This window comes from Candidatus Dependentiae bacterium (assembly GCA_018266175.1).
GTDB lineage: Bacteria > Babelota > Babeliae > Babelales > RVW-14 > JAFEAY01.
In genome coordinates, this window is sequence record JAFEAY010000012.1 from 21,513 (window position 1) to 48,277 (window position 26,765).

Sequence of the window (26,765 nt, forward strand, 5' to 3'; positions counted from 1 at the left end):
TTATACGTATACAGTTTTTATAAATTCGCCCGCACACCCCAGTCACCTGGTGCATACAATGCTCCGGATGCGCTGTCACGAACAACTGCACCGATATTCGTATTAATTGTTGTCAGTGCAAGCTGCGGCGTAAGTTGTGTAGACGATTTAAAATCGGTAGTTGGTACAGCAGCAAGATAATTCGTATCACCAAAATGCATACCGCGCGAATGCAAAATTGTTGAACCATCTGCAAAAAAGTTACTTCGAAATTCACCTAAATCAACAACAAGTCCCGCAGGAGTTACGTTATTTGAAGGAATAGGAAGAACGGCACCCGCGTTCACCGCAAAGCGATATATTTTTGTTTCTGCTGGGTTTTTTGTAATGTCAGCTGCAAGAACATACAGATTGCCGAATGCTGAAGGAGCACCTTTGGTTGAAGAAAGATACTGCATCTGAATCACTGGGCCGAGAGATTGACCTCCAACCTTTACTTCTTGTGTTACATACTTAGCACCACCGGGAGCAGCACCATCATACTTTACAGAAAATAAGCCCTTGGTTGTTGCAAGAAGTGCTTTAAAAGTATTTACTTCGGCTTTGCCATCCAACACAATAAAATCAAGCAGTGCAGCACCCTGCAATGCTTTCTCAGCATCAACGACAACCTTTTCGCCAAGGGGAGTAACTCCTGGTGCATCTTTAAATTTACCGGCCGCAAATTCAACTGAATATAAATTATCTTCGGTCAAAACATAGAGAAAACCATTCAGGCATGTAACTTTGCGAACGTGTTCAAACAGGCCGCCGTTGGATGGTGCTAATTTTTTGAAGCTATAACCAGTACCGGGATAACCAGCCGCAGTCAAATTATCAAGAAGGGGCGCTCCGTTTCCATTTGCCAAACTTAGCACCGCAACACCTGCATAGCCGCCAACAAATAGCCATCCTTGGTCTGCCATACCTGTTCGTGAAAAATCTGCCGTGCACAGTGGACCAACACCTGAAAGCGCCCCACCCGTGAATGGAAAGACATTTTGTGTTGCGCCTACTGCTACCGGAGGGGCTATAAATTTTGTTTCTGGAACAAAAAGACCATTAACTTTACCCGTCTGGATAAGTGCAACACGATCAAGGCCAACAGCAAGCATCACGCTCAGATGAGCAGCATTAAATCCGGGAGTCATTTCATCAAAAGTCATTAACTGATGCACGCCGCCTTGGCTTTGTGGAAATAAGTTTTCAAGCATTATTCCAAGATCATTTGCAGTGTCAGTTTTACCCCAACCGGACAACCGAACTGAACTGATGTTATCTGCAAATTTATTTGGATCTGTTGGATCAAAGAATGGTTTTGTGCTATCGCCTTCATTTGTTTCGGTAACAAATAAATACTCACCCGTTCTGTTATCAAGCCCTGCGCCAAAGACGCGTTCCATCGAACCCATAACACGCGTGAAGGGTGTCCATGCATTAATAGTACCATTTTCATTAAAAAGTGCTGTACTTTGAAAAAGACCAACTTCACCAGCTTGATCAGGATTAATGCCGTCTCGTCCTGCTAAACAAAGATAAACCGAATCACCGCTCACAAATAAATCTGCAATGTTTACATCTTCTTCAAAATCTCTTCCACCAACCAGAACTGAAGGATCAGCTTTACCGGGCATTTCACCAAGCGCTGTAGGCGATCCTGAAAAATCTTTTTTAGCTAATCTTCCAACACGCTCCGGATTTTTTCCATCAGTATTGACCGAATTTCCAAGTAATGGAATTGCATAAATTTCTCGCTTAACTCCAGCGCCCATGTTCTCATCAAATCGTCCTGCAATAATTAAATAATCTTTACCTGTTGTTGTATGCATAGAACGAATGATATCAGTTGCAAGAAAAACATCTGTAGCAAAAGTTGCATCAGAATAAAATCCGACAACTTTTTCTGTCTTATTTGCATCATAAAAAAGTTTTTTTTCGGGATTTTCAACAATTGGTAAAATTTTAAGCGCATCGGCTGTTGCCGCAGTTGCAGGATCTTTTACCAAGCTTGCCACCGCAAGATTCAATACTCCACCCGCTTTGCTCGGCATATTACGCTTTGCATCAAGCCCAATGAACAGACGTTGAAGGGTATCATCCCAAAACATCGCTGCAGTATTGCCAAGTTTGGCATTAGTAATGGGAGCAGCAGCATCTGCCATGACTGCCCCATCAAAAAAAGCAAATTGAACTAAAGGTTTCTTTACAGGATCGTTAAGGTCATACGCATTTACATCAATCTTTGCAGCCTTATCATTGTTAATTATCGTCAGATCATCAACCGCACGACGAAGTACTGCAATTCCACGGTTATCCCCCGCAGGACTTGCAGCATCAAAATCTTGTCCCATCGCAGGAACTACTGCAAACATTTCTTGTGTTGATGCACCTATTGCAATAATTGATTTATCAATGGCATCGCCATTTGCATCTTTAATTGGATTTTTATTTTGAAGCAAAGAAGTTCCATTTTGAGCATCAGTAACCGCAATCACTTCAGTTGCTGGCTTAATAGTTCCACTACCATCATCCGCCTCAATGGTCAGTACCGGCGTTGTTTTATTTTGCAAAATCAAATTCGTAACATTTGTTGCTTTTTGAACCAGTGGATTGTCCTGATCTTTCTCGCCATTGATGGTCACCTTGCTAGGAGCAAGCGATTGAACCATGGGAGCAAAAGCACCAGAACTGTTGTAACCAAGGAATGCTCGCGAAAGCGCAAAGCTTGTTTTATCCGTTCCTAATTTTTCAGCACCCAAGTACAAAACATTGGTCGTGCTATTGACGCCTGGAGCATAAGCAGATTTGGTAAAACGCACTTGGTTTTTTGTAAGAACAGTTGGATCTGTTGTACTACTTTTTCCAACGGGATCGGAACTCAGGGCACGCGTCAGCACACTTGATAAATCGCCCGGGACTGAGGGCTCCATATTTTCTTGTTCTTTACTTATTTGTTCAACAGCTTGAACCGAAGTCTCTTTTTGTGCAGTTCCATAAGCAAACCAACCATCTCCCGTAGAAGCTGAATGCACGTGGGGTAAAAAACAGATAGACGAAAGAAATAAACAACCTAACAGATTTTTCATTACATACCCCTTGTCATGCTAAAATGTAAATACTCACAATTCTCATTTTCAGACTATTCATTAACCGCTACACCAAAAAGTCCTGGAACATACACGGCGCCCGATGTGGTGTCGCGTACAAACTTTGCAAAGCGATCGTTAAATCTAATTTTTTGGTTAAGATCGATAGCACTTTTATCTTGATTTGCTTGTAGAAAATAGGATGGGTTAGGCCGCAGAGGAATCGCCTGTACATTAAAACCAGAAGGTACATTGAGCGGATCGTCAAGCCCTGTTGCCACGCCAGCATCCAATGTTCCGATTTTATAAAATTCTTTGGTTCGCTTGGTTTCTTGCACCACTTTGTTGTAATCAAGAACCGTGTCGGTAAAATAAGGCTCTTTAAAAGCTTTTACAAAAACTTTTGAACTTCCTTGTTTTTGTGGATCATCCTGCTTTTGAACATTAAAGCGATAGACCGAAAGATTTTTATTTGCTTCGTCGGCAGCACGGACCTGTAAGTTTGTATCAAGTATATCACCATTAAAGTGGCTCCCTCGACGCGCAGCGATGAGTTGCACATCAGTCACCTGCCCGAGTGGAAATGGAATATCTAGCGATGAACCGGTGCCTGCAGCGTTGCCAATTTTATTGGTCCAGGCAAGGTTTTCAAGCGCAGAACCGGTAGAGCTTTCCAACATTACATCACCGTTATCGGTCAGCGCATTATTGCTCAGCCATAACCCCTTTGATGTTGCCAACAAAAAACGTCGAGCATTGGTTGTTTTATCAACAACCAGAAGATTGGAGAGCTGAGCATTGGTTAAAAATTTATTACCATTTTCATCAAGTGACAGATCTCTGTTGATAATTTCTTTTAACCGCTCTTGAGCAATTTTTCCGGTAACAAAGTCGGCTGCATTTATTTCATAACGAAAGACTTTGTTGCTCGTTACAATGTAAAGATACTTTCCATCCGATAGCAAACTACGCGTATCGTTAAATAGATTTGTGTTGGAGCTGTCTTTGAGCTGTAAAAAGCTGTACCCTTTACCAGGAAAAATGTTGGTAAAAACTTGATTTCCTGTGCGCAGTTGATCAAGCCCTTTACCCTTATTTGTTTCCCAGCCAGCACCAAATGAATCTTTAAGCACCGCAATACCCTGGGTCCCACCAACAAATATCCAACCGTTACATTCCGATGTAAATGCTTTATCCGAAAGCGGAATACGCGAAACTTCTGCGGTAACAATTTGCCCAATACCTTGAGGTAACTTTGCATCTTTTGCTGCGTTACCGGTTTTTTTTGCGCCCTTAAGCGCTTCGTCGTTAAAAATAAAAACATTGTTATTTGTCAGCGTTTTTGTATCACCTGCTATAAATTGCTCGGTCTGCTGAAAAACATTGGTACCATCACGCACACCGGTCTGTACAAGCGCAACTTTTTGATTTCCTGTTGCAACCATCATCGAAAATGGAGCAAACTCTTTTTCTTTTGCATAAGCTTTAAAGCCTGGTGTTTCATCATCAAAATTAACAATGTTATACACCGGCCCAAATGTTGCTGACATCGTCAAACTTTGAGTAAATCCGTCAAGCACGGTTGCAAGCGGACTGGCATTATGAATGCCGCCACTTGCCGAAATTGTAAAATCTCCACGTCCCCATTGCGTAGCTTTGATTGATTCCTTGCTATCATCAAGATAAAAAATATTTTGCGATGCCGTATCAACACCAAACCCATACACAGGCTCGATGCGCCCCATTTGTCGCTCCCATGGAGTCCATGCACGCACCGTTCCCTGCTCATCAAAAATTGCTGTACTTGCAAAGATTCCTTGCTCTTCGCGTGACATTCCATCACGCTGCCCCGCCAAGCTCACGTAAACAGTGTCACCAACAACATTCATATCAATAATTTGTGGTTGGTTAAGAAAACCTCTGTTGCAAACAGGGGGCGCAGGTGGCTTGTCTTTCTCAAATGCAGTCAGGTTATGCCCCAAATATGCCGGGCTCATGCCCACTTGAGTTTCTAAATCATTTTTGGTGAGGAGTTGTGCTGCGTTTTTTGCAACCAACGAACGATTATTTTTATTTGCAAGCAACCCAATATCTTGAGCATCATTATCTTTGGTTGGAGTTTTTTTGGTTGGAACAAGTGGGAGTGCCGATACCAGCGGATTGAGCCGCGCAGCATTTGCAAGCGTATCAACACCACCATTCACAATAAGATAATTTTTTCCGGTACTGGTATTCATAGTGCGAATTTTAAAAGCAGAGGCTTGTATCTTGCTTGCTTTATCACTCTGAAAGCCGACAATGCGGGTGAGATCATTAAGGGGTAAAAGCTGTGGGGCTGTATCAAACGGAATAATCGGATTAATAATCATGGTGTTTGTTTTAGGGTCAATGCGTCCGACCAGTACGCACAGAACACCACCTTTTTTTTCCATGTCACCCGCAACTTCACCAAGGCCAATGTATAAACGATTGAGCGAGCTGTCCCAGTACATATCAACATCAGGACCAACCGCAGCACCGGTTATAAACTGGCATTTCATAGGATCAGGAGTAAAAGAAATTTGTACCTGCTCAGTATTTTTGAGCGGCGAAATTGGATAAGTTTGACCAAGCGTATGGGCATCAAGATTTAATTTATAAGTAAAGTCTTGACCTATGGTGCCATCTCTTTTTTGCATCTCTAAACCATTCGCTTGGTCGGTTGCTTTTTTAAGCCGAACAAAGCCTGAATTGTCCGCGCCAAAGTCTGCTGCACTTGGAGGTATTGCCAGAAAAATGGTGTCGCTTGATGCTGCAAGGGCTCCAACTATTTGCTTATCTTCAAGCAACGTATCGGCAGCATCTTTAAGCTCATGAGTTTTATTGGTTAAAACATTTTTTCCGGTAACTTCATCGGTTACAAGCACTACCTTGTTGAGCGTTGATCCATCACTTACGGCAATGGTTGCAACCGGATATCGCTTACCCATCAAAGTCAGGTGATCAATAATCTGCCCTTTGAGCGGGTGAGCCTCTTCAACACCATTAACTTTGGTGCCTTCATCTTGAGCCAAAGCAACTACTTCTACGTGATTGACAAGCTTACCATCAGTACCGCGTACCGCTTGCACCGTTGCTCGAGCAAGTGCATAGGTTTCATCAGGCGGCATTTCATCTGCACCAAGGTATAAGTTGTTGTTAGAAAAGGCGGTCTTATTAAATTTGACACCAATCGGCTTGCTTTCACTATCAACCGCTTGACCGATAATTGAACGCAAACCAACATCAGCAAGCTCTTCGATTTCTTGAACTTGTGCTGCTGTTTTTGCGTGCAATCCCAAATCAACACAATCGTCAATAAATTGTTCTGCTTGCCCAATATAATCTTGCTCAACATCAATAACGCGAGCGTCAATTATGTGATCATCAATGATAGGAATGTCAGGAATATTTGAATATGAAAAAAGGGGATGATAATTTTTGCTTATTAATAGTACAAGCAGCATACAGCCAGAACGAATGTATTTCTTCACAACCACTTCTCCTTTTCCTGCCAATGTACCGATACATTGGACTTAACCAAACAAAAAAGCCAGCGTAGTGCTTGCGCTCCCTTGCTGGCTTAGATTAGGAAACTTGACGTTAAAAGTAAAGAACCTTGTCGCTCAGATGAATGACTGAATGAGGAGGATGAAGGTGCTTGTAATGTGGTTCAAATTAAAGAACTTCTTTTAACTCCAAGAAATAAACTTTGATGCCAAAAATCTTTTTGGTGCGATGCATCAGCAACATAATTGCAAGCGCTAAGCCGCCGGTCAACGGCCAATAACCAAGACCTGTTGCAAAAAATTGTGCCCAGGCTGTTGTAGCAAAATAGCATTGGGCAAGTGAATAGATACAATAAAAAAGAGCCGTGCCCATGCTCAATTGCACGAGATAACGCCATAAAAAATTGATAAAGTTACCAAAGTAAAAAGTAAATTGATGACGTACTTTTAAAAATGAAAAACAGCCCATACTCAACGTTGCACCGGCAAGCACAGCAGTTGCTGCAATCCCGTACGGGCCGACATTGGTTAAATCATATTTAAAGAAAATATAAATCCAAGCAAGATCACCCAGCACGTTTACGCCGGCAGATACACCGGAAGCTATGGTTGAAGACCAGGTATCTTTCATTGAATAAAACAGGTTCAATAAAATTTTATTCATGCAAAAAAACCAGAGACCCATAATGTAGATCATCAAAATAACAACCGCTTGATCGATCTGAAATGCAGTCGCTTTTTTTGACAAAAGAACATGCTCAAAAAAGTTACGTGAAACAAATAAAAAATAAAGCGTTGCAGGCAAAATAACCCAAGAAACAAGTTTGGTTACTTCAAGAAGATAAAAACTCAAACGCTTAGGAGCATACAAAACAGTGCGTGAAAAATGAGGCAGTAAAATACTTGAAAGTGCTACGGCAAAAATTCCAAGCGGAATATTCATAAAACGGCTTCCGTAGTAGAGAAGTGATACCGATCCTTGAGGCAAATATGATGCAACCATACCACCAATAAAAAGGTTAATTTCAAAAATACTTACCCCAAATAGGCAGGGTAAAAATTTAGTTAAAACATTTTTAAAGGCTTTGATTGCTCCAGGAGTTATCGCACCAAAGAAGAAACCTTTTCGTATAAAAAAGTAAACATGCATCATCATCCACGCGATACCACCCATCAAAATGCCAAAGCACAAAACGGTTGGCGGCAACTTGTATGCCAAGCATCCAATTAACGTTACGACATAGAACATGTTCATAAGCGACGGACCAAAGGCCGGTGCAAAAAAATGATTCACCGCCTGCAAAGCACCTGCGAGCAAGGCACTGCTTGAAATAAAAAGAAGAAACGGAAAGAGTATGCGTAAAAAAGGAATGGTGTAAGCAATTTGCTCTTCTGAAAAACCTGGCGCAATAAGCTTTGCAATAAATTCTGTGTTAAAGAGCACGCCAACGTACATCAGTAAGATGATGCCTTCAAAGAAAAGAAACGAAAGCGTCATGAGACCGTTTGATTCTTCTTGTTTGCCTTGCTTAACTGAGCCCACAATTGCAGGAACAAACGAAGCACTCAGTGCTCCCTCTGCAAAAACGTGCCGAAAGAAATTGGGCATTTTAAATGCGGTAATAAATGCGTCTGAAACAGCTCCAACACCAAAATAGCGCACTTGGAGCGTTTCGCGAATAATGCCAAGAATTCGACTTAACAATGTAAGACTACCAACTTGAAAAGTCTTTTTCAGAATTGATTTTTTACTGAGATGTAGGTTCATGTAATCCGTCTCTTGATAAACAAAGTAATGTAATAAAAACTCCTGCTGGAGTGTAGATCAATCACTTGGCTTTTTCAAGGCTGAGAGAACAGATTCATCAGGCAATAGATTTATTGCTCCTTGCGTTTTTTACGTATCTGCTGCAATGATGACCCACCCACCACTTTTCTTTTATTTGCGCCGCTTAACTGTCGCTGAGCCCTCTGCAACATTTCATCAAGCCTTGTTCCTAAACTTTGAATTTTTTTGTCCTGGTGTTGAATTGCACTTTGAGCTGACTGACCTATTTCAGTAAAGATAATCGCAATACGGTCTGGTTGTAATTCATTTGACCTACAGGTGATACTCTCAAGAATCTTTCTAAAAAGTGCAATAGCCTTGGTACGGATTGTTATTGATTGATCAAGCAGTGCATCGTGCGCAAAAGCACACACATTATCAATATATCCTTGCTTATCAATAACTTTAGACAACAAATGAAGTGCCTCTTTTCGAACACCAATAATTTCATCGGAAGCACAATAGCGATAGGCTACTTCTAACGCTTTACTCAAAAGATAACCTTGAGGTGAGGGCACGCAAACAAGATCTTTAAAAAAGTTTATTTGTTGTATTTTTGATGATGTATTCAAAAATTCCATCCCTGTAATAACATCGAGAAGCTCGTTTCTGAGTACATTTTTACGCGCAAGCTCTTGAGCTGCGATCAATGCTTGCCCTGTAAGCGTATGATCAATACGCTTAAGAGCAGCTTCAACTCTGACATGGGTAAGCTCAACAAGTTCATTAAAGCCTGCTTGATGATCTTGTTGAATTTGTTGAATGCTCCAATTCGCTAAAAGTTCTGCCAATATCATGACGCCATTAGTTTGAGTTGTAATGGCTTGAGCATTACCAGACTTTACCGATTGCATGCACAAATCAAAATCTTTACCCTTGTATGCTACAGTTTGTATAAGCGAAAAAAGCTCTCGCACATTTTGTTCATTTTGAAGGTTATCAAGAATGAGCTGTCGAGTTTGGGCATACGAATAAAAGGGATAATCATACTCAACTGAAATCTTATGAAGATTATACAGAGCTTTCGTGTTTTCCTTCTGCTCTATTTTTTTAAATAAATCTGTAATCAAATTCTTAATTGCATCACATTGAATCATTTTTTTTGTTTCAAGTAAACTTCTGAGCACACTTATTAAACCCAAACAGTTATCATGGCACGAAAGACCCTGAGTAAGCATGATAATAAGATTAATAACTGGGGCAAATGCTGATAACTCTTGAGGAGCGAAAATTTTTTCATCTAATCGTGCTACTGTTGAGACAATGAATGATATAAGCTTGTTATGTATATTTATATCAAAGTTGTTTTGGTCGTTATCCAGCTGCATCTTTGCAATCTGGTTGTAAAGGCTGTGCAAAAAATTGAATACAACCGGCCTGAGATGAGATGTTGTCAAAAAAACATCCAAATTTCTATGATTATCAGAGCACAAGAAGAACAGGTTTGATAAAGAAAAAATATCAGTATCACTATATTCTAAGTCACGACTTAAGATACTTGAAAAACTTCTACCTAAAGCAATAATAACATTACTTATCGGATTTCCACCAACGCCCCAATTTTTTGCAAGAGCCCATCGAGCATGTTTTTTACTGAAGCCAATTTCAAAAGGCGCCCCATTGCTTGCTGTAATCTTAATACAACATTCTGCCTTATTGGCCTTTAAATCAGGGTCCAAAAGACTTGTATCTGCAACAGTCCAACCAAATATATTGCATAACAAAGAAAAGTATTTTGAATTAAAATTTTTATCAAAAAAAGAATTGGTCATATCACCAAAAAGGTTCCCGCCCAAAAGCGAGTTTAGAACAATAACAATATTTTTTAATGATGGAGCTACCTCGACAGCATAATATTGTTCAGGATCATAAACACAATATTTTTGACCTGCATAAACTATTTTTGCAAATGTTGTTTCATCAATTTTTTTTGTTCCAACTGTTGTAGACGGAAAAATATACTCAAGGCCTTCGGTTGATACAATCGCATTTCCAGCACTATCTCTACACGAAATAAACCCATTAAATATCTGAGGAGCATTAATTACTTCAAAACTTTCCTTATCTACAAGTCGCTTGTAACAAACCCATGGTAAATTTTCTACTACTGGCGCCCATGCAGCATGTACTCCATATCGCCCAGATCGGTCATTACGGATAGTGTCAGAAATAAGACCATCACGATGCTGCTCGGCATAAAATTTTAAAAATGCTGGATTAAGATTTTCTCGTTTAATTAAGGGGCAAGTATTAAGCATGTGATCAAGTAAGAAATTTTGACTCTGTTTGTCATACATCAAAATATTGCACAATGCTCTTATGACGGTTTCAGTACAATCTGGATATTTTGTATGAAACGATGGAACTGTTTTAAAAAGTGTTTGATTGGGAAGGTCTAATTTTTTTGAAAAGAGATACCCAAACATCCAATTTTCATAATGAGTCATGCAATCATCTATTGAGAACTGGGTACTGGTTGATAATGTTTCAAAATTTTTTATTATCCCCTCAGCCTCAGCTTGAGTAAACAAAGAAGCCTTCCAAATATTTTCATCTATGACATAAGAAAAAAGAGATATGTTTAGTGTTTTTTCAAGGCTGGTAAAATAATGCCACAAATCCTCGCGCGATTCAGCTTTTTTGTACAAAAAGGCAAGAAGCTGCGCGTAGGGGGTTAGTGGTAAATACCCCTGCGAATTCTGAGTTGTAAAAAATCCACACTGATCCAAAGACGCTATGAGCGTTTCAACAAAAATAGTTGTTTGTTTTTTTAGATCGTTTCGTTTGATATTTTCTGCGTCGTTATTAAGTTTTGTAATTTCTCGTTCAAGACTTTTTATAGCTTGAGTAATTGCTTGATGATTGTAATGACGGAGCTCATTTTCAGAGATAGAAAAAATGGCAAGATCACCCCACTCTAATTCAGGTATTTTTTGCGATTCATCAAAAAGTTGCCCGGGAGCAAGTTTCCCAATCTCTTTTGGGCTCATTTTACAATTTTTAATCAAGTGCCCTTTAAATTGCCCTAAAGCTTTCTCAATAATATTTTTTTGGGAAACTAAATGCTCTTTTTCTTGTATCTTGTGATCCAAAACTTCACAATGTTGAGTAAGCGCAAAAAGCGCTTCTGATTTCCAAATTTCTTTGCAGAGAGTTTCTTGCAGAAAATTTTCGTTAACAATATTTGAACAACGAGCAACTTCTAAACATCCTATTATCGAACCAATAACCGCAGGGGTTAAATAGCGAGCAATCTTTTGATCATGCTGAGCAATATCCAGTATCCCCTGGATATCGTGAAACAAAAGGCGAGCTAGACGCTTGGTTGCATCAGGATTGGCAAGCTCAGTGTAATGCTCCAGAATAAGGCCAGATTCCCACCAAATCACTCCATGAATGGGAGAAAGGTGTTTAAATTCTTGTTTAAGGGGCTGAAAGGTTCCTTTGAGTTCTGTAATATCAAAACAATTTGCCTGATTGGCTGAAAGCAACAAAATTGGTAGTAAAAATAGTATTAATTTTTTCAAAAGTTTCATAAGAATAACCCCCTCATTTTTAATGGCGTATTACAGATTAAAGTACCAAAGATAAATAATAAGTCAAATTGAATTAAAAATTGAGAAATTATCAAGATAAAGGCTTTAAATAGGTACTTTATGGCCTTTGTCGACTTCAGATAAATATTTTATACTAGATAATATAATTTATTTATTGGCTCTTCACGCATAACCGCGTTACCGAATGGGCACGATCAAAACAATGGAGGTTGTTGCGATATGAGTATTTCTTTCTGGCAGCATGCCATATTCTTTTTCACGACGCTCTGCGCATCTGGGCTTCATGCAGATGTTGCAGCTCCATTACCATTGCTCAATCATGCGGCACATCATAATTTTAGTAAAAGAGAAGTTGTAAAAACACCACTTCTTCAAAAATTAAATCTTGATGTTGTTCAACATTCCGCTCATGAACGTTTTGGCTCAAAAACCGCACATTTAATGGAACTTGAAAAAATTCTTAAGCCTGTAGTTTTACCGCACAACTACAAAGGACTCGTGCCGCCATTTCTAGGAGTCGCTGATGATGAAATGGTATCATTTTTAAATTATGACGAAGTCTGTAACATTGAAGAAGAATGGCAAGAAAAAATTATTCCACTCAACCAGCAAGTCTTCGATAAAGAACTTTTTCTTAAACGGGTAGGAAAAATTGGCAGACTAATTTACACAATCTTTTTTGACTATTCTGAAGAGCGCTTCTTTGAAGAAACACCACTTTCAAGAAAGCTCAAAAATTTTATAGAACCTCGTGCAGCTTCTGGAAAATTCATCACTGTACGCAGCTCAGGGAAAGAAGACACCGATACGGTTACTAACGCTGGCGGCAATGAAAGCAAAGAAATTGTCAAAGCAGATATCTCTTCAGTTCTCAAAGCAATGGGCGCTGTGCCGGCCTCTTACTTCAGTCAAAAATCATTTGCCCAACGTATTGCTGAGAAGGATGATCAGCTCTTTCAACGCCCACTCCTCTCTGTCCTTATTCAAGAAGTTGTTGGTGAATTTGATGGCAACATGGTTGCCGGGGGTGTTGCATACACCCAAGAGAACCTAGGCAACACTCCTGGTGTTGCACTGGTACAAGCGACACACGGTCACTGCAAAGCCGTCGTCGATAGCGTTTTTCCAAGCGATACTTTTTATCTGCACAACGATGGCACCGCAGTCAGCCTGCTTGCGCGTAAGCCTGCTCGGTTTGCACCTGAAGCTGCAACTGCACAATTAAATGTTGTTACTAATGACAAAGCTCTTACCAAATCGTACTCACTTGACCACGAAGCGCTGGAAGCACTTTCGGTTACGCTTCAAGCTATTCATGAATTTTACGGCAAGCCAATGGACGTCGAATTTGTAATCGATCAAAAACAAAAAATAGTATGGATTGTTCAAGCTCGACCACTTAAACAACTTAATCCAAACACTATTCCAACATACATCAATCCAGCAACTATTGCTCAGCTCGAGCACAACAAAATAATCAGGTGTACAAAGGTCAATCAAGATGATGGAACGGTTCGTCATATCACCGATCCAAAAAAAATTATTATTGCGCACAAGCTCGACGATGCACTCATGCTCTATCTTGATGAGATGAAATCTGAACAAGTAAAGGCAGAAATTGTGATTGTACAAGGCAATGCTCAAGCAACATCACACGCCGCAGCGACGCTCAAAGGATGCGGCGTTGCAATCTTATGCACGCCAGAAATCGATCAAATCAAAGAAATGTTAGCATGCGAAAAGCTATCACTCTTTATCGATTTACAACAGGCACTTATTATCAATGGATTATCTGAAGAAACTTTGTACCATCAAGATCTTGAATCACTAACACACCAAGGCGTTATCTCTCTTGGCAGGTTCAATCACCCTATTCCAAGCATACTTTCTGTTGCTCCTCTTCAGGGACCCTTAACACGCTTTGCAACAACTGATGCGTCGCTGTGCAAGCAAACGTTACAAAACCTTGTGGAACAACTCAAAGATGGCGATGCGCCGCAAGCGCTTGAAGCGCTTACTCAAATCCAGACGATCGTTCAAAACGAAATTGATAATTTATACACGTTCACCGAGCAACGCGGACTCGCGGCAACACAGGCACTCAAAAAACTGTATCCACTTGCTCTGAACCTTGAACAAATCTATCACCTTGTGCATGAAAAAATTGGCACCCCACCTCGGTCGCTTGAACGGCTGTATCCCATTGCATTACTTGAAGCGCTGCTGTTTCAAGAAAAGCGTATTGGCCTTGTAAGAAATTATTCTTTTCAAAGTGTTATGAACCAATTTCAAGAGGATCTGGATTTTATAGCAAAATATAACAATCAAACATTTTGTAATTACACAGCAGTTAAAATTGCTCGCTTAGGATCACAGCAGGCACTCACGTCAACCATTGCTGACCAGTGGGTACAAGTGATTGCCCAGCAATCCGAACACAAGCTTGCTCAGAAGGCACCTGTTATTATGTTTTTTGAAAAATTTAAGATACTGCCGCTCTTTATCAATATGATGTTTTCTACGACTAAACCAAAAAAATTTGATACGTTTTTTAAATCAATTGCTCATGAGTTCAAGAAGAACAAAGAGTTTTTTGAGCAATTAATGCTGGTTAAAAAAGAAATCGATGTAATTGATATCGACGAATGGCAAAAGCCTGAAAGTTTCACCCGCCTGTTTGACCAACTCAATAATGTACTTGTCCCCTTTTGTACATCGCAAGAGTTTAATACCCATGCAACACACAACGCGGAAAAACTTTCAGCGCTTGCAACACTATCGCTGATGGAAACAATGATCAGTTACGTTGACCTTGCAACCAAAGCGGTCAAAAGTCGAGTCTGCCAAAACGGCACCCAAACTCAGGAAAAATGTGTGCAGTTCAAGCAGCTCCTTGAGTCGTACCTCCTCCTGCTTGAAGCGTGGACCCCGCACGCCGAAGGGCTCCTTACATTGCACTCAAATTATCCACTTAAAAAATACCTAGAAGGCCTTAGGAGGATCTTCAACTGCATGATACCAAGTGACGCGCAATGCAACCCATCCAAAGATTTTAACGTTGCAGCCGCTGCGCTTGGCAGTGCCGCCGACTTTTCTCGCTGCCAGCCACAAACACTTGAAGATTTTTTTACCACGATACATCAGAGTCTTTTAAATATTTTGGGCGCATTGATACGTAATACCATCGATTGTCAGTGGGCACAATCCACAACTACTCCCTCCACATCAAATACACGAAAACTCAGTAAGCGTGATAATTTGATAGCATTTCTTACAAAAAATACAATTTCGGGTGGCTACTTTTCAAAGGTTGTTAATGCGTGCCTGCTAGGAAATCTAGTAGAATTCATTAAACCCCAGCCGCACAAGGAGCATGATGTTTCTCACAAGAGCCCTCTTGATGTCGGCTTAATTTTAGGGACCATCTTACGAAATATTGAATGTTTTGGAAGACTTTCTCCATCACTCACCGGTATTGCATGCACCGCTGATACAACTGAGTACACGGTTAATATACCTCTGCGAAACCATAGCTTATCAATAAAACTTGTGACTCCTCACCAAACGGACACAATGCGGGTTAATATACGTTTTTATGGCATTCGCGAAGAACGGTGGCACCACATTAACACGTATGTTAATCTAGCTTCAAAGATTTATGACTACGCACTGGATGAGACCGCAACAATACTTAACAAAAATGGCATCTCATTTTCACTGCTTCTTAAACCTGGAATTGATTCTGAAAAACTTCATGTAATGATAAAAAACACCGTCTTGATTACATTTAATGAAGATGAGGTTTTTTTACAACACTTGATTAAAGATCTTTTATTAAACAATATTCAGAAGCTTGCATCATTAAATTTATTGAATGGAATGTTTATTAAATGCTGCTTACCTGAATATTCTTCTTACTACTCAAGCACATTAATAAAGCCTGAAGAATCTATTGCTCAAATCAAACGCATGTTCAGCATATATGCAGACAGCACACCTTCAGATGAAGAAATTCTTCATGAGTATATTCAAGCTCTCTGCAGCACTGGCAGATATATCAACGAACGCGATCTCTATCAACTTGTGCTTCTGGCTCAAGAATATCCAGAAATCAGCTCAGAAAATAAAACGCTCATCAAGAAACGTATTTTAAAAATTATGAAAGAAAATCGTTTTTATTTTTATTCTGGCAATGGCGAAATGTCAAAGATTTTCTCTCAACTGCTTGACTATATTGCACTCAACACAGGCGAAGATTTTACAGAAACTCGAGAAGCATTTTTTGAAAAATTCTTATTAGATAACAGCCTTTCACGCAAAACATGTGAATTTCCGGAGCTCTTTGAGCACTGGATATTTGAAAGACATTTCAAAAAGCTCGCCGCGTTTCCAGAATTGGAAAAAGAGTTTTATCGCTATGTTTCTTGTGATGACCGTTGCAAAAAGCTCATCAAACTCTTTGTAGAAAGTGGAATTTATGACGAGGAAGATCCGCATAACACCCTGACTCGAATGAAGCCCATACTTGCCATGAAAGATCTACACACAATTAGCATCGATCCACAACCAGCATCAGAGCAAGATATCTTGCACGAGTATATTCAAGCACTCTGTTCATCGCAGTATAATTCGTACGGCAAACTTTATCAGTTATTTGTGATTAACCAAACATGCCCTGAAATCAGCCAAGAAGATAGAAAGCTCATCAAAAATCAGATAATTTACCTTGCTGATAGAAATTACTATTATCATGAAAAGAAGGCTTTCGACCTACTGCTCAGTTTCTTTGAAGCAAATTCAGATGAAGATATGTCATGGGATCGAGAACGTTTTTTCAAGCGCTATTTTTTAGAAAAGATAAACTTTAATCAGAAACTTGGACAAAATGCTTTAGAAAAATGCGCCATTAACCTTGCATCTACTTTTAGTGTTTTTAAGAAAAATGTAAAAAAGCTCAAAAAATTTCCTGCACTCGAGCAAAAGTTTTTCGGTTATATCAATCGAGAGTTAATCAAATACATTCTGCATAACAGTAAAACTAATAGCATGCTTCCGCGTGAAGTCCTTGCTTATATTAAATCTTTACTCGATTTGTTCCCAAATTCACCATCGCAAGAAGAAATTCTTCACCAATATATTCAAGAATTATGTTCACCAAACCAAACCAGTTCATGGTACCACCTTTATCAACTTCTTATCCTTGATCAAGAATTTGCTGCAATCAATGCGGGCGATAAAGAGCTTATCAAAGAACGTATTCCTCAACTTATACGTTCTGATATGTATTTTGTCCTTTCGCCAGAAATTCTTAAATATTTTGCAGATAACGTGAATCCTGAAACTTTAGAGCTTCGCCAAAAACTATTTGAGAAGTACTTTTTAGACAAAGAACTTGCAAGAAAAAAGTCGGTTCCTAAAAAAAGACTCTTTTCCCGTAAGCCCTACGCAGAAATTGAAACACTGAGCCCTCTTGATAAAAACATGCTTGAACTTGCAAAGTTCCCTGAGCTTGAAAAATATTTTTATCAGTACGCTTTTGAGCACCAAATGGCAACAGAAGGTTGTACAACAGATTTTATATCTGATCTTTTCAGGCAGTTCCCCTGGGCTCATTTCTTAACTCAAATGCTAGAATCTGAAAATGCAATTAACAAGCTTCTTGAACATACACACGGCAATGACCAAGCAACCTTTGAGCTCTTTGAGTACCTCTTTAAAGCTGATTATCCAAAAAGCCAGGGAGTCTGCGGCAACAGGTACCAAATACGCCTGGGAACTGGAGCAGCTGCTTGAACAGCATGCGTATGTGCTTGCATAAATTGACAGCTAAACTCAACTACGCGCTTGGTCGAGGTTGAATATTTAATACGGGGCATGGACGAGACTTACTAGTATTGTTCCCGCAACTTACAACATGTCGTGCCGCTTGGGCAATATCATCCGTAAAAATATCACATTGTTCACAGTAATGAATATTTTTTTCTGGATGCATCTTCCCTGCATGCAAAGCAAAAAACTTCTTATTTTCTACATCAAAAAGACCCTTTGCTTCAAAATCAATACACCATGGACATCGTAAATGCTCGCCAAAGCAATGCACCTCAAGCTCAGTTGCTCCTGGAAAGCTTGTAGAACACACTGCACAAATATGCTCATAGCACTCAGACGCTTCATCTAAATTTTCACCAGATAAGAACTCCGTAAACATCAAACTCTGATCATTAAATAACTCATCCAAACAATTCGCCTGCGGTTGTAATGGATGAACCTGAGTGTTATGAAAATTTTGTTGGAATATTGAAGTATAAAACTCTTGCTTAATTTGAATATTAACCACATTTGAAGAGTTATGACTTTGTTGCAACCTTGGTTGCTGCATTTCTGGCCTAAATTGACAGCATGACTTATGCCTATTCAGCTCATCAATACTCTTAGTCTTAATGCTCTTACAATAATCACAAAGCTTATTACCATGGGTTGTTCTACATCGCATATGACTTGCAAGTTCAAATCCTGAACTAAACTGAATAACACAATCAAGGCAAATATAATGAAATATCATCAAGTGACTTCTCAACGATTCTCTCTGTGTAAAGGAGCGATTACAACACTCATATGAGAATTCTTTCCCCTCTGCAAAATCATCATAATATTCTTGTAATTGGTTGCAAATTTCAGTGTTATAATGCTGCATGGAAAAGAGTGGTGATGAACTAAGAATAACAATAAAAAAAGAAAGTGCTTTTATAAAAGAGGTTGCTTGCATATAATCCTTATTTGATATTTTTTATTTAACGGGATGCAAGAATACTATGTTTTGAGATGATATACAAATTCTATTTGACTCAACCGCAACTTTATCGTGAGTATTGTTACTTTTTTTTCTTGATGATGCTTTTTCTTGCTTGAGTCACAAAAGAACCCCAGCGCTTTTCAAGATGCTTATCCAATGACTGTATCTTCAAATCCTTAGTCATTACTTTGAGCAAGACAACTTCCAAAGCCTCAAAAACCAAACTGAATGTTCCAAGTTTCTGATCTAAGTAAGCGATATATTCTCTTTTCTCAATGCTTTGTTTTTTAGGTGCTTCTTTTCTTGCAAGCTCTGCTACTTTTGACACATCAAAACTCCATTTTCCAAATGGTACACAACTTCCATTTTTTCAAAGACCGCTTCGTCGTGCGAGCAAATAATCAACCCCATACCCCATTCACGCTGGCAACGCAGAAACAATTCAACAACTCGAACAACATTTGTAGCATCAAGGCTCCCAGTTGGCTCGTCGGCAAGCAGAAAGGCCGGTTTATTAAAAAGAGCTCGGGCAATTGCAACCCGCTGCTGTTCACCACCAGATAATGTTCCAGGGAGTGCATTATGCTTATCTGTAAGACCGCAGTAGTCAAGCAACTCATCCGCGCGTTTTCTAGCAAGCTCCTCAGACATGCCGGCAACAAGGCCCGGAAGCTTAACGTTTTGTATCACTGATAATTCTTTAATTAAGTAATGAAACTGAAAAACAAAGCCAATGTGCTGATTAAAAAATGCGTCACGCTTTGAACCCTTGAGTGAAAAAATATCAGTTGGGCCATAGTGAATAGTTCCAGAAGTTGGAGTATCAATCCCTCCAAGTAATTGGAGAAAGGTTGACTTGCCACTCCCCGAAACACCGGTAATGGCGTATGACTTGCCTGATTCAAAGTGAGTCGTTACCTCTTTGAGCACAGGCAGGACGCGATCGCCCTGCTTATATTCCTTTACCAGCTTGTGCACGCTTATTTCAAATTTTTGATTATTGTCCATTTTTCAGTATCCCTTACGTCTAGTCACCCGCCAAGTAAATGCTTATAAGTCCAGCCAGATCTTACTTTAGTTTTTTTCCACTTGCCTTGTCAAACCAGCATCCCCTATTCTTGAAATAGAATGACAGCGAAGACTTTTATTTTTCAGTAGATCGACCCAAAGATACCTTACAACAACTCAAAAATAAATATTTTCCTCGATTTATTCGACTTGTTAGTCGCACAGTCTGTCAAGGGGGAAGGGGACATTCATGGATAACAAGAATCAACACGATTTCGTGTCACAGGAGCAAATTCCACTCGTGATTCCGGTAATACCAACGATTGATGTCGTTGTATTTCCTCACGCAGTGGTACCATTACTTATTTTGGATGAAAAGATTGCCAAAGGCGTTGAACTTGCACAACAAGGGTCAAAAAAGATCCTCTTGCTTGCTGCTCGACCACAGACTGAAGGCTATCAAGGTCCGATCGGGATCCAAGATTTGTATAAAGTTGGAACGGTTGGTAACATCATGCGCGTTATGCAATTACCTGAGGGGGGAATAAAGATTTTAACGCAAGGCGTTTGCCGTGCACACATCGAAGAAATTATATCAGACCAAGACCTTTTACAAGCACGAATCATTGAAGATTCACTGGTAAGGCCTTCGTATAACAAACAAAAGCTTGATGCACAGATGCGCAGCTTGCTCATGTTTATCGAACAACTCGCGTCAGCAGGCAGAATGTTCAGCCCTGATTTTCAGGTAATTTTGTCTCAAATAGAAGATATAGAAAAAGTTGCGGACTTTATTCTTTCACATCTCAACCTTTCGGTTGTGGATGCGCAAAATCTTCTTGAACGTGAAAACTTAAACGATTTGATCGATGGAATTTGTGAATTTCTTAACAATGAACTTGAAGTAAGCAACGTTCAAAAAAAGATCAGCGAAACAACGCGCAATTCAATTAACCATTCACAACGAGAATACTATTTGCGCGAACAAATCAAAGCTATCCAAAAAGAGCTGGGCGAAGATGTCGATAATGAAACCAATGAGCTCAGAGAAAAAATAGATAAGCTCCCTCTTACTGAAGAAGCTCGTACCGAGGCGCATCGACAATTTCGACGCCTTGAAAAAACGTCTCCTGATTCAATGGAAGCATCGGTCATTCGAAGCCATCTTGAATGGCTTGTTAATATGCCATGGGGAATTCAAACCAAGGACATACTCGATCTTGAACATGCAAAGAAAATTTTAGATGAAAACCACTACGGCCTTGAAGACGTCAAAGAACGTATTCTTGATTACCTTTCTGTTCGATTTTTAAAAGAAGATTGTAACACTCCTATTTTGTGCTTATTTGGTCCTCCTGGCGTAGGAAAAACATCATTGGGAGCTTCAATCGCAGAATGTTTAGGACGTAAATATTTTAGAATATCACTAGGCGGCGTCTATGATGAATCTGAAATTAGAGGTCATCGTCGCACCTATGTTGGGGCTCTACCAGGACGTTTTATTCAAGCAGTAAAAAAGTCTGGGAGCACCAACCCGCTTATCATTATCGATGAGATCGATAAGATTGGAATGTCAAATCGAGGAGACCCATCAGCGGCGCTTCTTGAAGTACTTGATCCAGAGCAAAATGCAACATTTTATGATAACTACTTAGGCGTTCATTTTGATCTATCCAAGGTGATGTTTATTACCACTGCAAATGATCTATCAACAATACCTGGTCCACTACGTGACCGTATGGAAATTATTCAAATCAGTGGCTACACCCCTGATGAAAAAATGAGCATCGCTCAAAATCACTTAATCAAAAAGGCAATTAAAAACTCCGGTCTTGAAGAAAAAGGTTTTACGCTCAGTGAGGAAGCAATTACCGAAGTCATTAATGGCTACACACGCGAATCTGGCGTTCGAGACCTTGAGCGACAAATTCAAAAACTCTGCGCAAAGTATGCTCGTGCCCTTGTTCAAAATAAGCAGTCAACCATTTTTAGCAGCACAAACATCGCTGAACACTTGGGACCTCGCAGAATTCCGCTTGAAACGTATCTCAAGGCAAACCGTATTGGCGTCTGTAATGGTCTTGCGTGGACTCCCTACGGTGGTGAGATCTTGCAAATAGAAACGGTCCTTATGCCAGGAACGGGCAAGTTACTGCTTACCGGTCAACTCGGAGATGTGATGAAAGAGTCAGCACAGGCAGCGTTAACCTATGCTAAGTCGCATGCGGAAATGTTTGGCATTAGTCCAAAGGTTTTTACAGAATTTGATCTGCACATTCACGTTCCAGCGGGAGCTATTCCAAAAGATGGCCCGTCTGCGGGAATATCATTGCTTTCATCAGTTCTTTCTGCATGCACCAAGCGTGCAATTAATGGTGACTTTGCAATGACCGGAGAGCTCAACTTACAAGGGCTTGTTCTTCCTATTGGCGGCGTAAAGGAGAAGATTTTGGCGGCTAAGCAAAACGGCCTCTCAACGGTTATTCTGCCAAAGCAAAATGAAAAAGATACTATTGGCTTAGATAAGGTTTCAGCGGGAATCAAAATTGTCTTTGTTGATAGTGTAGAAGAGGTACTCAGTCACGTCCTTATGCCTATTATTACTAACGGTTAATACGACAATCTCTTAAAAACGCGAGCGGCTTGTTGTACAGCAAGTCGCTCGTACTATTTTATGCAGAAAAAAATTTTTAATATGGCGCCTGTGATTGATACGCTAATTGAAAATAATGCAAAATAAAGCCTCTTTTGCTTGTATCTAATTATTTGAAAAAATTGACTTCGTATAAATAATTATTTATTATAAAACGCTTTAATAAACAACTATTTATACTTAAGGAATGCTTCATGAATTATTTAAAAACTATTACCTGGTTATTTATAATACCTGCAATAACTTTTTCTTCGGCTTTTGGAGCCCCCCGAAAAACAGTAAAAATTTGCCCTCAAAAACGCCCACTTAACAACCCGATAACTACTGCTCAAAAGCGCGTTTTTCTGGAAGTTAACCAACAGGACGAAGATGGCAATACTGAACTTCATAGAACAATTATGAGTTATTGTCCACCAGAAGAAGTTCCTGCAATTCTTAATAAGACAGCTGATCTTATACGCCGCGGCGCTGATCTGCTCTTAAAGAATAATGATGATAAAAATTGCCTGGATATCATTATCGATCAACTGAAACTAAGAAATGACAATATTCAATACATTAAAGAATATAAGTATAGAATCAACGCAGTCTCAAAATTATTGGGAATCGAAATACCTCAAGTGATTGCTGAAGCTTTGGACAATCTTGAGAATAAAATCGTTGATGTTGATATAAACGAGCTTTGTAGCGATTTAAAAAACTTATTTTCAGGCGGCATTGAAGTTGAACCAAGCGCTTTTGATTTTAAAAATCTAGATTTAGGTGATTAATAATTTTTTGCAGTCACAAAAAATTACAACTCTTCAGAGTCATAAATTAATGAGGGCGAGTTCTTGTACAAGAACTCGCCCTCATTAATTTATGATGAAAAAATCTTTTTAACTCGCTCAAGATCCACAATATTCCGTTGAATAACATTCATATAATAATCAAGCGAACGTCTCTTTTTTATAGAAAGCCCTTGCTTAGCAGACCCTTTAAGCTCAGCAGCATAATGCTTAAACGAAGCTCGTTCTTGGTACAATTGTTTAAGTAAGTCTTCAACTTTTTGACGATCAACTTCCTTGACTCGAGCAAAGTGGGGGGTGAAATCTGCATAAAAATCGCGTTTGATCTGGTCACACTCCTCTAAAAGCCCTACAAGACTATTAAAATCGTAATCAAGCGCTTTATCATTTTCATTGAGCACAAGTGGAAATGAAGCTGCTGCATTAAAATCAATCAGGGATGGCTCTTGAGGTCGGCTCAGGGTAATAGGGGTTCCAAATGATACAAAGCGATAGATCTTCCTTCCCATAACGACGGCAAAGAGTACTCCGACTATCAAAAGAATTATTTTGCCTATTTTATATCTCATATCAAACTCACTATCTACCTTGAGCACACATGCTCCTTGGTTTCTTAATATCCGTCTTGTCTCCACAACCAGACACTCCCCTAATTCTAATAGTAAATTAATTTCAGCGTGAAAAGCAATAACTCTCGCCTTGCGTACCCATTTGACAGATCGCATCCTTCCGGTAATTCTTGAGTGACTTTTCTCAAAACAGGCTTGAACTTCAAAATTTTATAAGGAGATTACCTCATATGGTCCCACTACTACTTATTATCAGCTTTTGTTTGACCATCTTCACAACGGTAACACTTGCTTATGTATCAATGGTTTCCATGCTCGGGCCATGGCTTGCACCAACTATCGCCTTGATTGGCAATTTTATAACCAGAAGACTCTACCTAAAAAGATCCGATCATGCAACAGAATACCAGGTTGCAGCGCTCCAGGCTATTGCCGCAGGCGGTGGGACTATCGCAGTAGGTGTTGGCTTTGCCCTGCCAATGCTTTATTTTCTTGATGCCGCACTGTTTACTCAACTCCTAGCTCAACCGCTGTATTTTTTTCTAGCAATGGGACTTATCACCCTGTGTGCAGGTTCACTGGGCATCTTTCTTGGTTGGATTTTTGCAAACCCGCTCATTGACCAGCACAAGCTTCCCTTTCCATCAAGTCGACTTACCTTTAACGTCATTCATTCTGCAGGAAATAGTGAGCAAACAAAAACACTTGCCCTGGGCTTTGCTCTGACCAGCATTATTTGCACAATGCGCGATGGAATCTGGCGCTTTGCAGGATTCATTCCAAAGTCGATTTCTATTGCAAGCATCTTTGGTTGTGAACTGGCGTTTTCGCTTTCACCAATGCTTGCTGCAGTAGGTTTTTCTGCAGGAGTTCGTATAGTCCTGCCCTTGCTCGTTGGCTTTCTTTCAAAGCCAATACTGACACTCTTGATTCCACCAATTATACAGTTTTTTTGGACAACCTCTGCGGTGACCCCATCGGCAATTTTAATGGGGTTTTGTAGTGGACTTATTCTTTCTGAACTGATTTCAGGAATCTACTCAACAGGTATTTTTGCCAAAATTTATACACTGGTAAAATCACTCTTTTCATCCTCTATTAAATCATGGAAATACGATTTGTTCCTGAAAAATTTAATCTGGGGATGTCATCCTCGCGAAGGCGGGGATCCAAGCAAATCATTTATTGCGTTCATGCAACAGAATAAATCGACCGGTCTGTACGGGGCAGCAATAGGACTTTGTAGTCTAGCCCTTCTCATAACAGCAGGTTTTAGCCTCTTTGCAGGACTCTCGTTCCTGATCCTGAGTGGCATTGCAACCTACCATATTTGCGTGATTAGTGGGCATATTGGCATGGTACAATTTGGCCGATTTTCAACATTTATCATGATCCCAATGCTGCTATTTTTTACACTATTACCGCAACACCTCACGTTAATTTGTATTTTTTTTCACATATGCGCTGCCAGTGCTTCTGATTACCTATTCGACTATAATATTTTTCATATCGGTCGCTATCCCAAAAAGCACTTAGTTGCTTATCAACTTATTGGCTTGGTCGTGACAGCACTCAGCATTGGAGTTATTTTTTGGCTTTTATTCACCAATTTCCAGCTTGGAAGCCCTGATCTTTTTGGTCAACGAGGGAGAACAAAGGCGTTGCTTATTCAAACCCTATCCTTCGATTATTTCACCCTAGTTTTTGGCTTCTTTTATGGATTTCTCCTCAAAAAATTTCGTATCAGCCCTGCAATGACACTTGGCGGGCTGCTCATGCCTGCAAGCCTCCTTTGGAGCCTTGTAGGAGGCGGACTTATTTCTGCTCTTCCAGTCAATAAAGAACGCTATGCGCCCTTTTGCGCAGGTGTCCTTACCAGCGAGTCTATGTGGGTAATCGTAACTATTGTAAGTAAAATTTTTTGAAGTTTACTTTCATGCTCATTGGCTATAGGATAAATCCCTACAAAATTTTACCATCTATAAAAACTAAGAAATAGAGCCATGAAGAAGTTCCCTCTCATCATCATTTTTGCAACATTACTCATAAGCTTAATTGTTATTGCAAGACAGGCTTATTCACCTTTTATGAGCAATAAATATCGTGTTGTTTGTACCACAACATTTCTTGCTGATGCACTCAAATATATTGCAGGTGATACGATCGAAATCATCAGTCTTATGGGGCCTGGCATCGACCCCCACTTATACAAAGCAACAGAGCAAGATATGCATCACATAGCTCATGCAAATCTCATCATGTATCAAGGGCTGCACCTTGAAGGAAAAATGGCTGAACTTTTCAAAGGGATGAAGAGTTATAAGCCAACCTATGCCGTGTGCAAAGCCCTGCACCCTGATGATCTACGAGTAACAAGTAATACAGAATGCTACGACCCACACGTCTGGTTTTCGGTTCCCCTGTGGATTAAAATTGTTCGTTATACAGCACAAATTCTTGATGAAAACAATCCTGGATACACCGATTTTTACCATGAGCGCTGCGAAGAATATTGCGCTGAACTTGAAAAACTCGACCAGTATGTCTGCGCCAAAGCCGCTGAACTGCCAGCCGAACAACGCATACTCATCACCGCACACGATGCATTTGGTTATTTTGGAAAAACGTATGGTTTTACCGTTATCGGGCTTCAAGGAATTAGTACCGATTCTGATATCAGCACCGCAAGTGTTGAGCATTTAGCTCAGTACATTGCCACCAACAACGTCTCGACCATCTTCACAGAGTTGAGCGTTCCCCATAAAAGCATTGAAGCTCTGCAACAAGCAGTAGCTCGCTATAATAAAAAAGTTGCTATTGGACCAGAGTTGTACACCGATTCTTTGGGTGATGAGACATCACCAGCCGATACGTACCGTTCAATGATACAATACACCATTCAAACGCTTGTTGAATCACTCAAACAAAAGGAATAAAC

The 26,765-nt window shown here is 39.9% G+C and carries 13 protein-coding genes; 5 read left to right on the forward strand and 8 right to left on the reverse strand.

What is annotated here, in order from left to right:
* Window positions 1–17 precede the first annotated feature (17 nt).
* The 4 genes from JST56_03095 to JST56_03110 form a co-directional block, all read right to left on the reverse strand.
* Window positions 18–3,104, reverse strand: coding sequence for a hypothetical protein (locus JST56_03095; protein ID MBS1987956.1), 3,087 nt, complete (start codon window positions 3,102–3,104; stop codon window positions 18–20).
* Between the two features lie 53 nt (window positions 3,105–3,157).
* Window positions 3,158–6,616: a hypothetical protein gene (locus JST56_03100; protein ID MBS1987957.1), complete on the reverse strand. Its 3,459-nt coding sequence runs from the start codon at window positions 6,614–6,616 to the stop codon at window positions 3,158–3,160.
* 184 nt (window positions 6,617–6,800) lie between these two features.
* Window positions 6,801–8,399 carry a murein biosynthesis integral membrane protein MurJ gene (murJ, locus tag JST56_03105; GenBank protein ID MBS1987958.1) on the reverse strand — a complete coding sequence of 533 codons (1,599 nt, stop codon included), beginning with the start codon at window positions 8,397–8,399 and terminating at the stop codon, window positions 6,801–6,803.
* A gap of 110 nt (window positions 8,400–8,509) precedes the next feature.
* On the reverse strand, window positions 8,510–11,995 hold the full coding sequence (locus JST56_03110; protein ID MBS1987959.1) for a hypothetical protein: 3,486 nt from the start codon (window positions 11,993–11,995) through the stop codon (window positions 8,510–8,512).
* 240 nt (window positions 11,996–12,235) lie between these two features.
* Here JST56_03110 and JST56_03115 point away from each other — a divergent pair, with 240 nt between their 5' ends.
* A complete protein-coding gene (locus JST56_03115; GenBank protein MBS1987960.1) occupies window positions 12,236–17,809 on the forward strand; it encodes a hypothetical protein in 5,574 nt (1,857 codons plus the stop codon).
* 43 nt (window positions 17,810–17,852) lie between these two features.
* Here the strand turns inward: JST56_03115 and JST56_03120 are convergent, their stop codons facing one another.
* The 3 genes from JST56_03120 to JST56_03130 form a co-directional block, all read right to left on the reverse strand.
* Entirely contained in the window at window positions 17,853–18,782 is a 930-nt protein-coding gene (locus tag JST56_03120) for a hypothetical protein (GenBank protein MBS1987961.1), read from the reverse strand.
* 106 nt (window positions 18,783–18,888) lie between these two features.
* Entirely contained in the window at window positions 18,889–19,137 is a 249-nt protein-coding gene (locus tag JST56_03125) for a hypothetical protein (GenBank protein ID MBS1987962.1), read from the reverse strand.
* Window positions 19,125–19,817 (reverse strand): ABC transporter ATP-binding protein, encoded by a 693-nt coding sequence (locus JST56_03130; GenBank protein ID MBS1987963.1) that lies wholly within the window; start codon window positions 19,815–19,817, stop codon window positions 19,125–19,127. Before JST56_03130 ends, JST56_03125 begins: the two co-directional genes overlap by 13 nt.
* Before the next feature lie 250 nt (window positions 19,818–20,067).
* Here JST56_03130 and lon point away from each other — a divergent pair, with 250 nt between their 5' ends.
* Window positions 20,068–22,431 (forward strand): endopeptidase La, encoded by a 2,364-nt coding sequence (lon, locus tag JST56_03135; protein ID MBS1987964.1) that lies wholly within the window; start codon window positions 20,068–20,070, stop codon window positions 22,429–22,431.
* A 233-nt stretch (window positions 22,432–22,664) separates the two neighbouring features.
* On the forward strand, window positions 22,665–23,240 hold the full coding sequence (locus tag JST56_03140) for a hypothetical protein (GenBank protein MBS1987965.1): 576 nt from the start codon (window positions 22,665–22,667) through the stop codon (window positions 23,238–23,240).
* A gap of 89 nt (window positions 23,241–23,329) precedes the next feature.
* Here JST56_03140 and JST56_03145 read toward each other — a convergent pair whose 3' ends face one another.
* Complete coding sequence (locus JST56_03145; protein MBS1987966.1) at window positions 23,330–23,893, reverse strand: hypothetical protein; 564 nt, start codon at window positions 23,891–23,893, stop codon at window positions 23,330–23,332.
* Between the two features lie 164 nt (window positions 23,894–24,057).
* On the opposite strand from JST56_03145, the gene JST56_03150 reads away from it, so the two are divergent.
* On the forward strand, window positions 24,058–25,752 hold the full coding sequence (locus tag JST56_03150; GenBank protein ID MBS1987967.1) for an OPT/YSL family transporter: 1,695 nt from the start codon (window positions 24,058–24,060) through the stop codon (window positions 25,750–25,752).
* A 78-nt stretch (window positions 25,753–25,830) separates the two neighbouring features.
* The gene (locus tag JST56_03155) at window positions 25,831–26,763 is read left to right on the forward strand and encodes a zinc ABC transporter substrate-binding protein (GenBank protein MBS1987968.1); all 933 of its coding nucleotides are present in this window, start codon (window positions 25,831–25,833) and stop codon (window positions 26,761–26,763) included.
* Window positions 26,764–26,765 lie beyond the last annotated feature (2 nt).

Coding starts and splice junctions, on each gene's coding strand:
- lon (MBS1987964.1), top strand. CDS start 20,068: ATGGATAACAAGAATCAACACGATTTCGTGTCACAGGAGCAAATTCCA.
- JST56_03120 (MBS1987961.1), bottom strand. CDS start 18,782: ATGCAAGCAACCTCTTTTATAAAAGCACTTTCTTTTTTTATTGTTATT.
- JST56_03150 (MBS1987967.1), top strand. CDS start 24,058: ATGGTCCCACTACTACTTATTATCAGCTTTTGTTTGACCATCTTCACA.
- JST56_03130 (MBS1987963.1), bottom strand. CDS start 19,817: ATGGACAATAATCAAAAATTTGAAATAAGCGTGCACAAGCTGGTAAAG.
- JST56_03095 (MBS1987956.1), bottom strand. CDS start 3,104: ATGAAAAATCTGTTAGGTTGTTTATTTCTTTCGTCTATCTGTTTTTTA.
- murJ (MBS1987958.1), bottom strand. CDS start 8,399: ATGAACCTACATCTCAGTAAAAAATCAATTCTGAAAAAGACTTTTCAA.
- JST56_03155 (MBS1987968.1), top strand. CDS start 25,831: ATGAAGAAGTTCCCTCTCATCATCATTTTTGCAACATTACTCATAAGC.
- JST56_03110 (MBS1987959.1), bottom strand. CDS start 11,995: ATGAAACTTTTGAAAAAATTAATACTATTTTTACTACCAATTTTGTTG.
- JST56_03115 (MBS1987960.1), top strand. CDS start 12,236: ATGAGTATTTCTTTCTGGCAGCATGCCATATTCTTTTTCACGACGCTC.
- JST56_03140 (MBS1987965.1), top strand. CDS start 22,665: ATGAATTATTTAAAAACTATTACCTGGTTATTTATAATACCTGCAATA.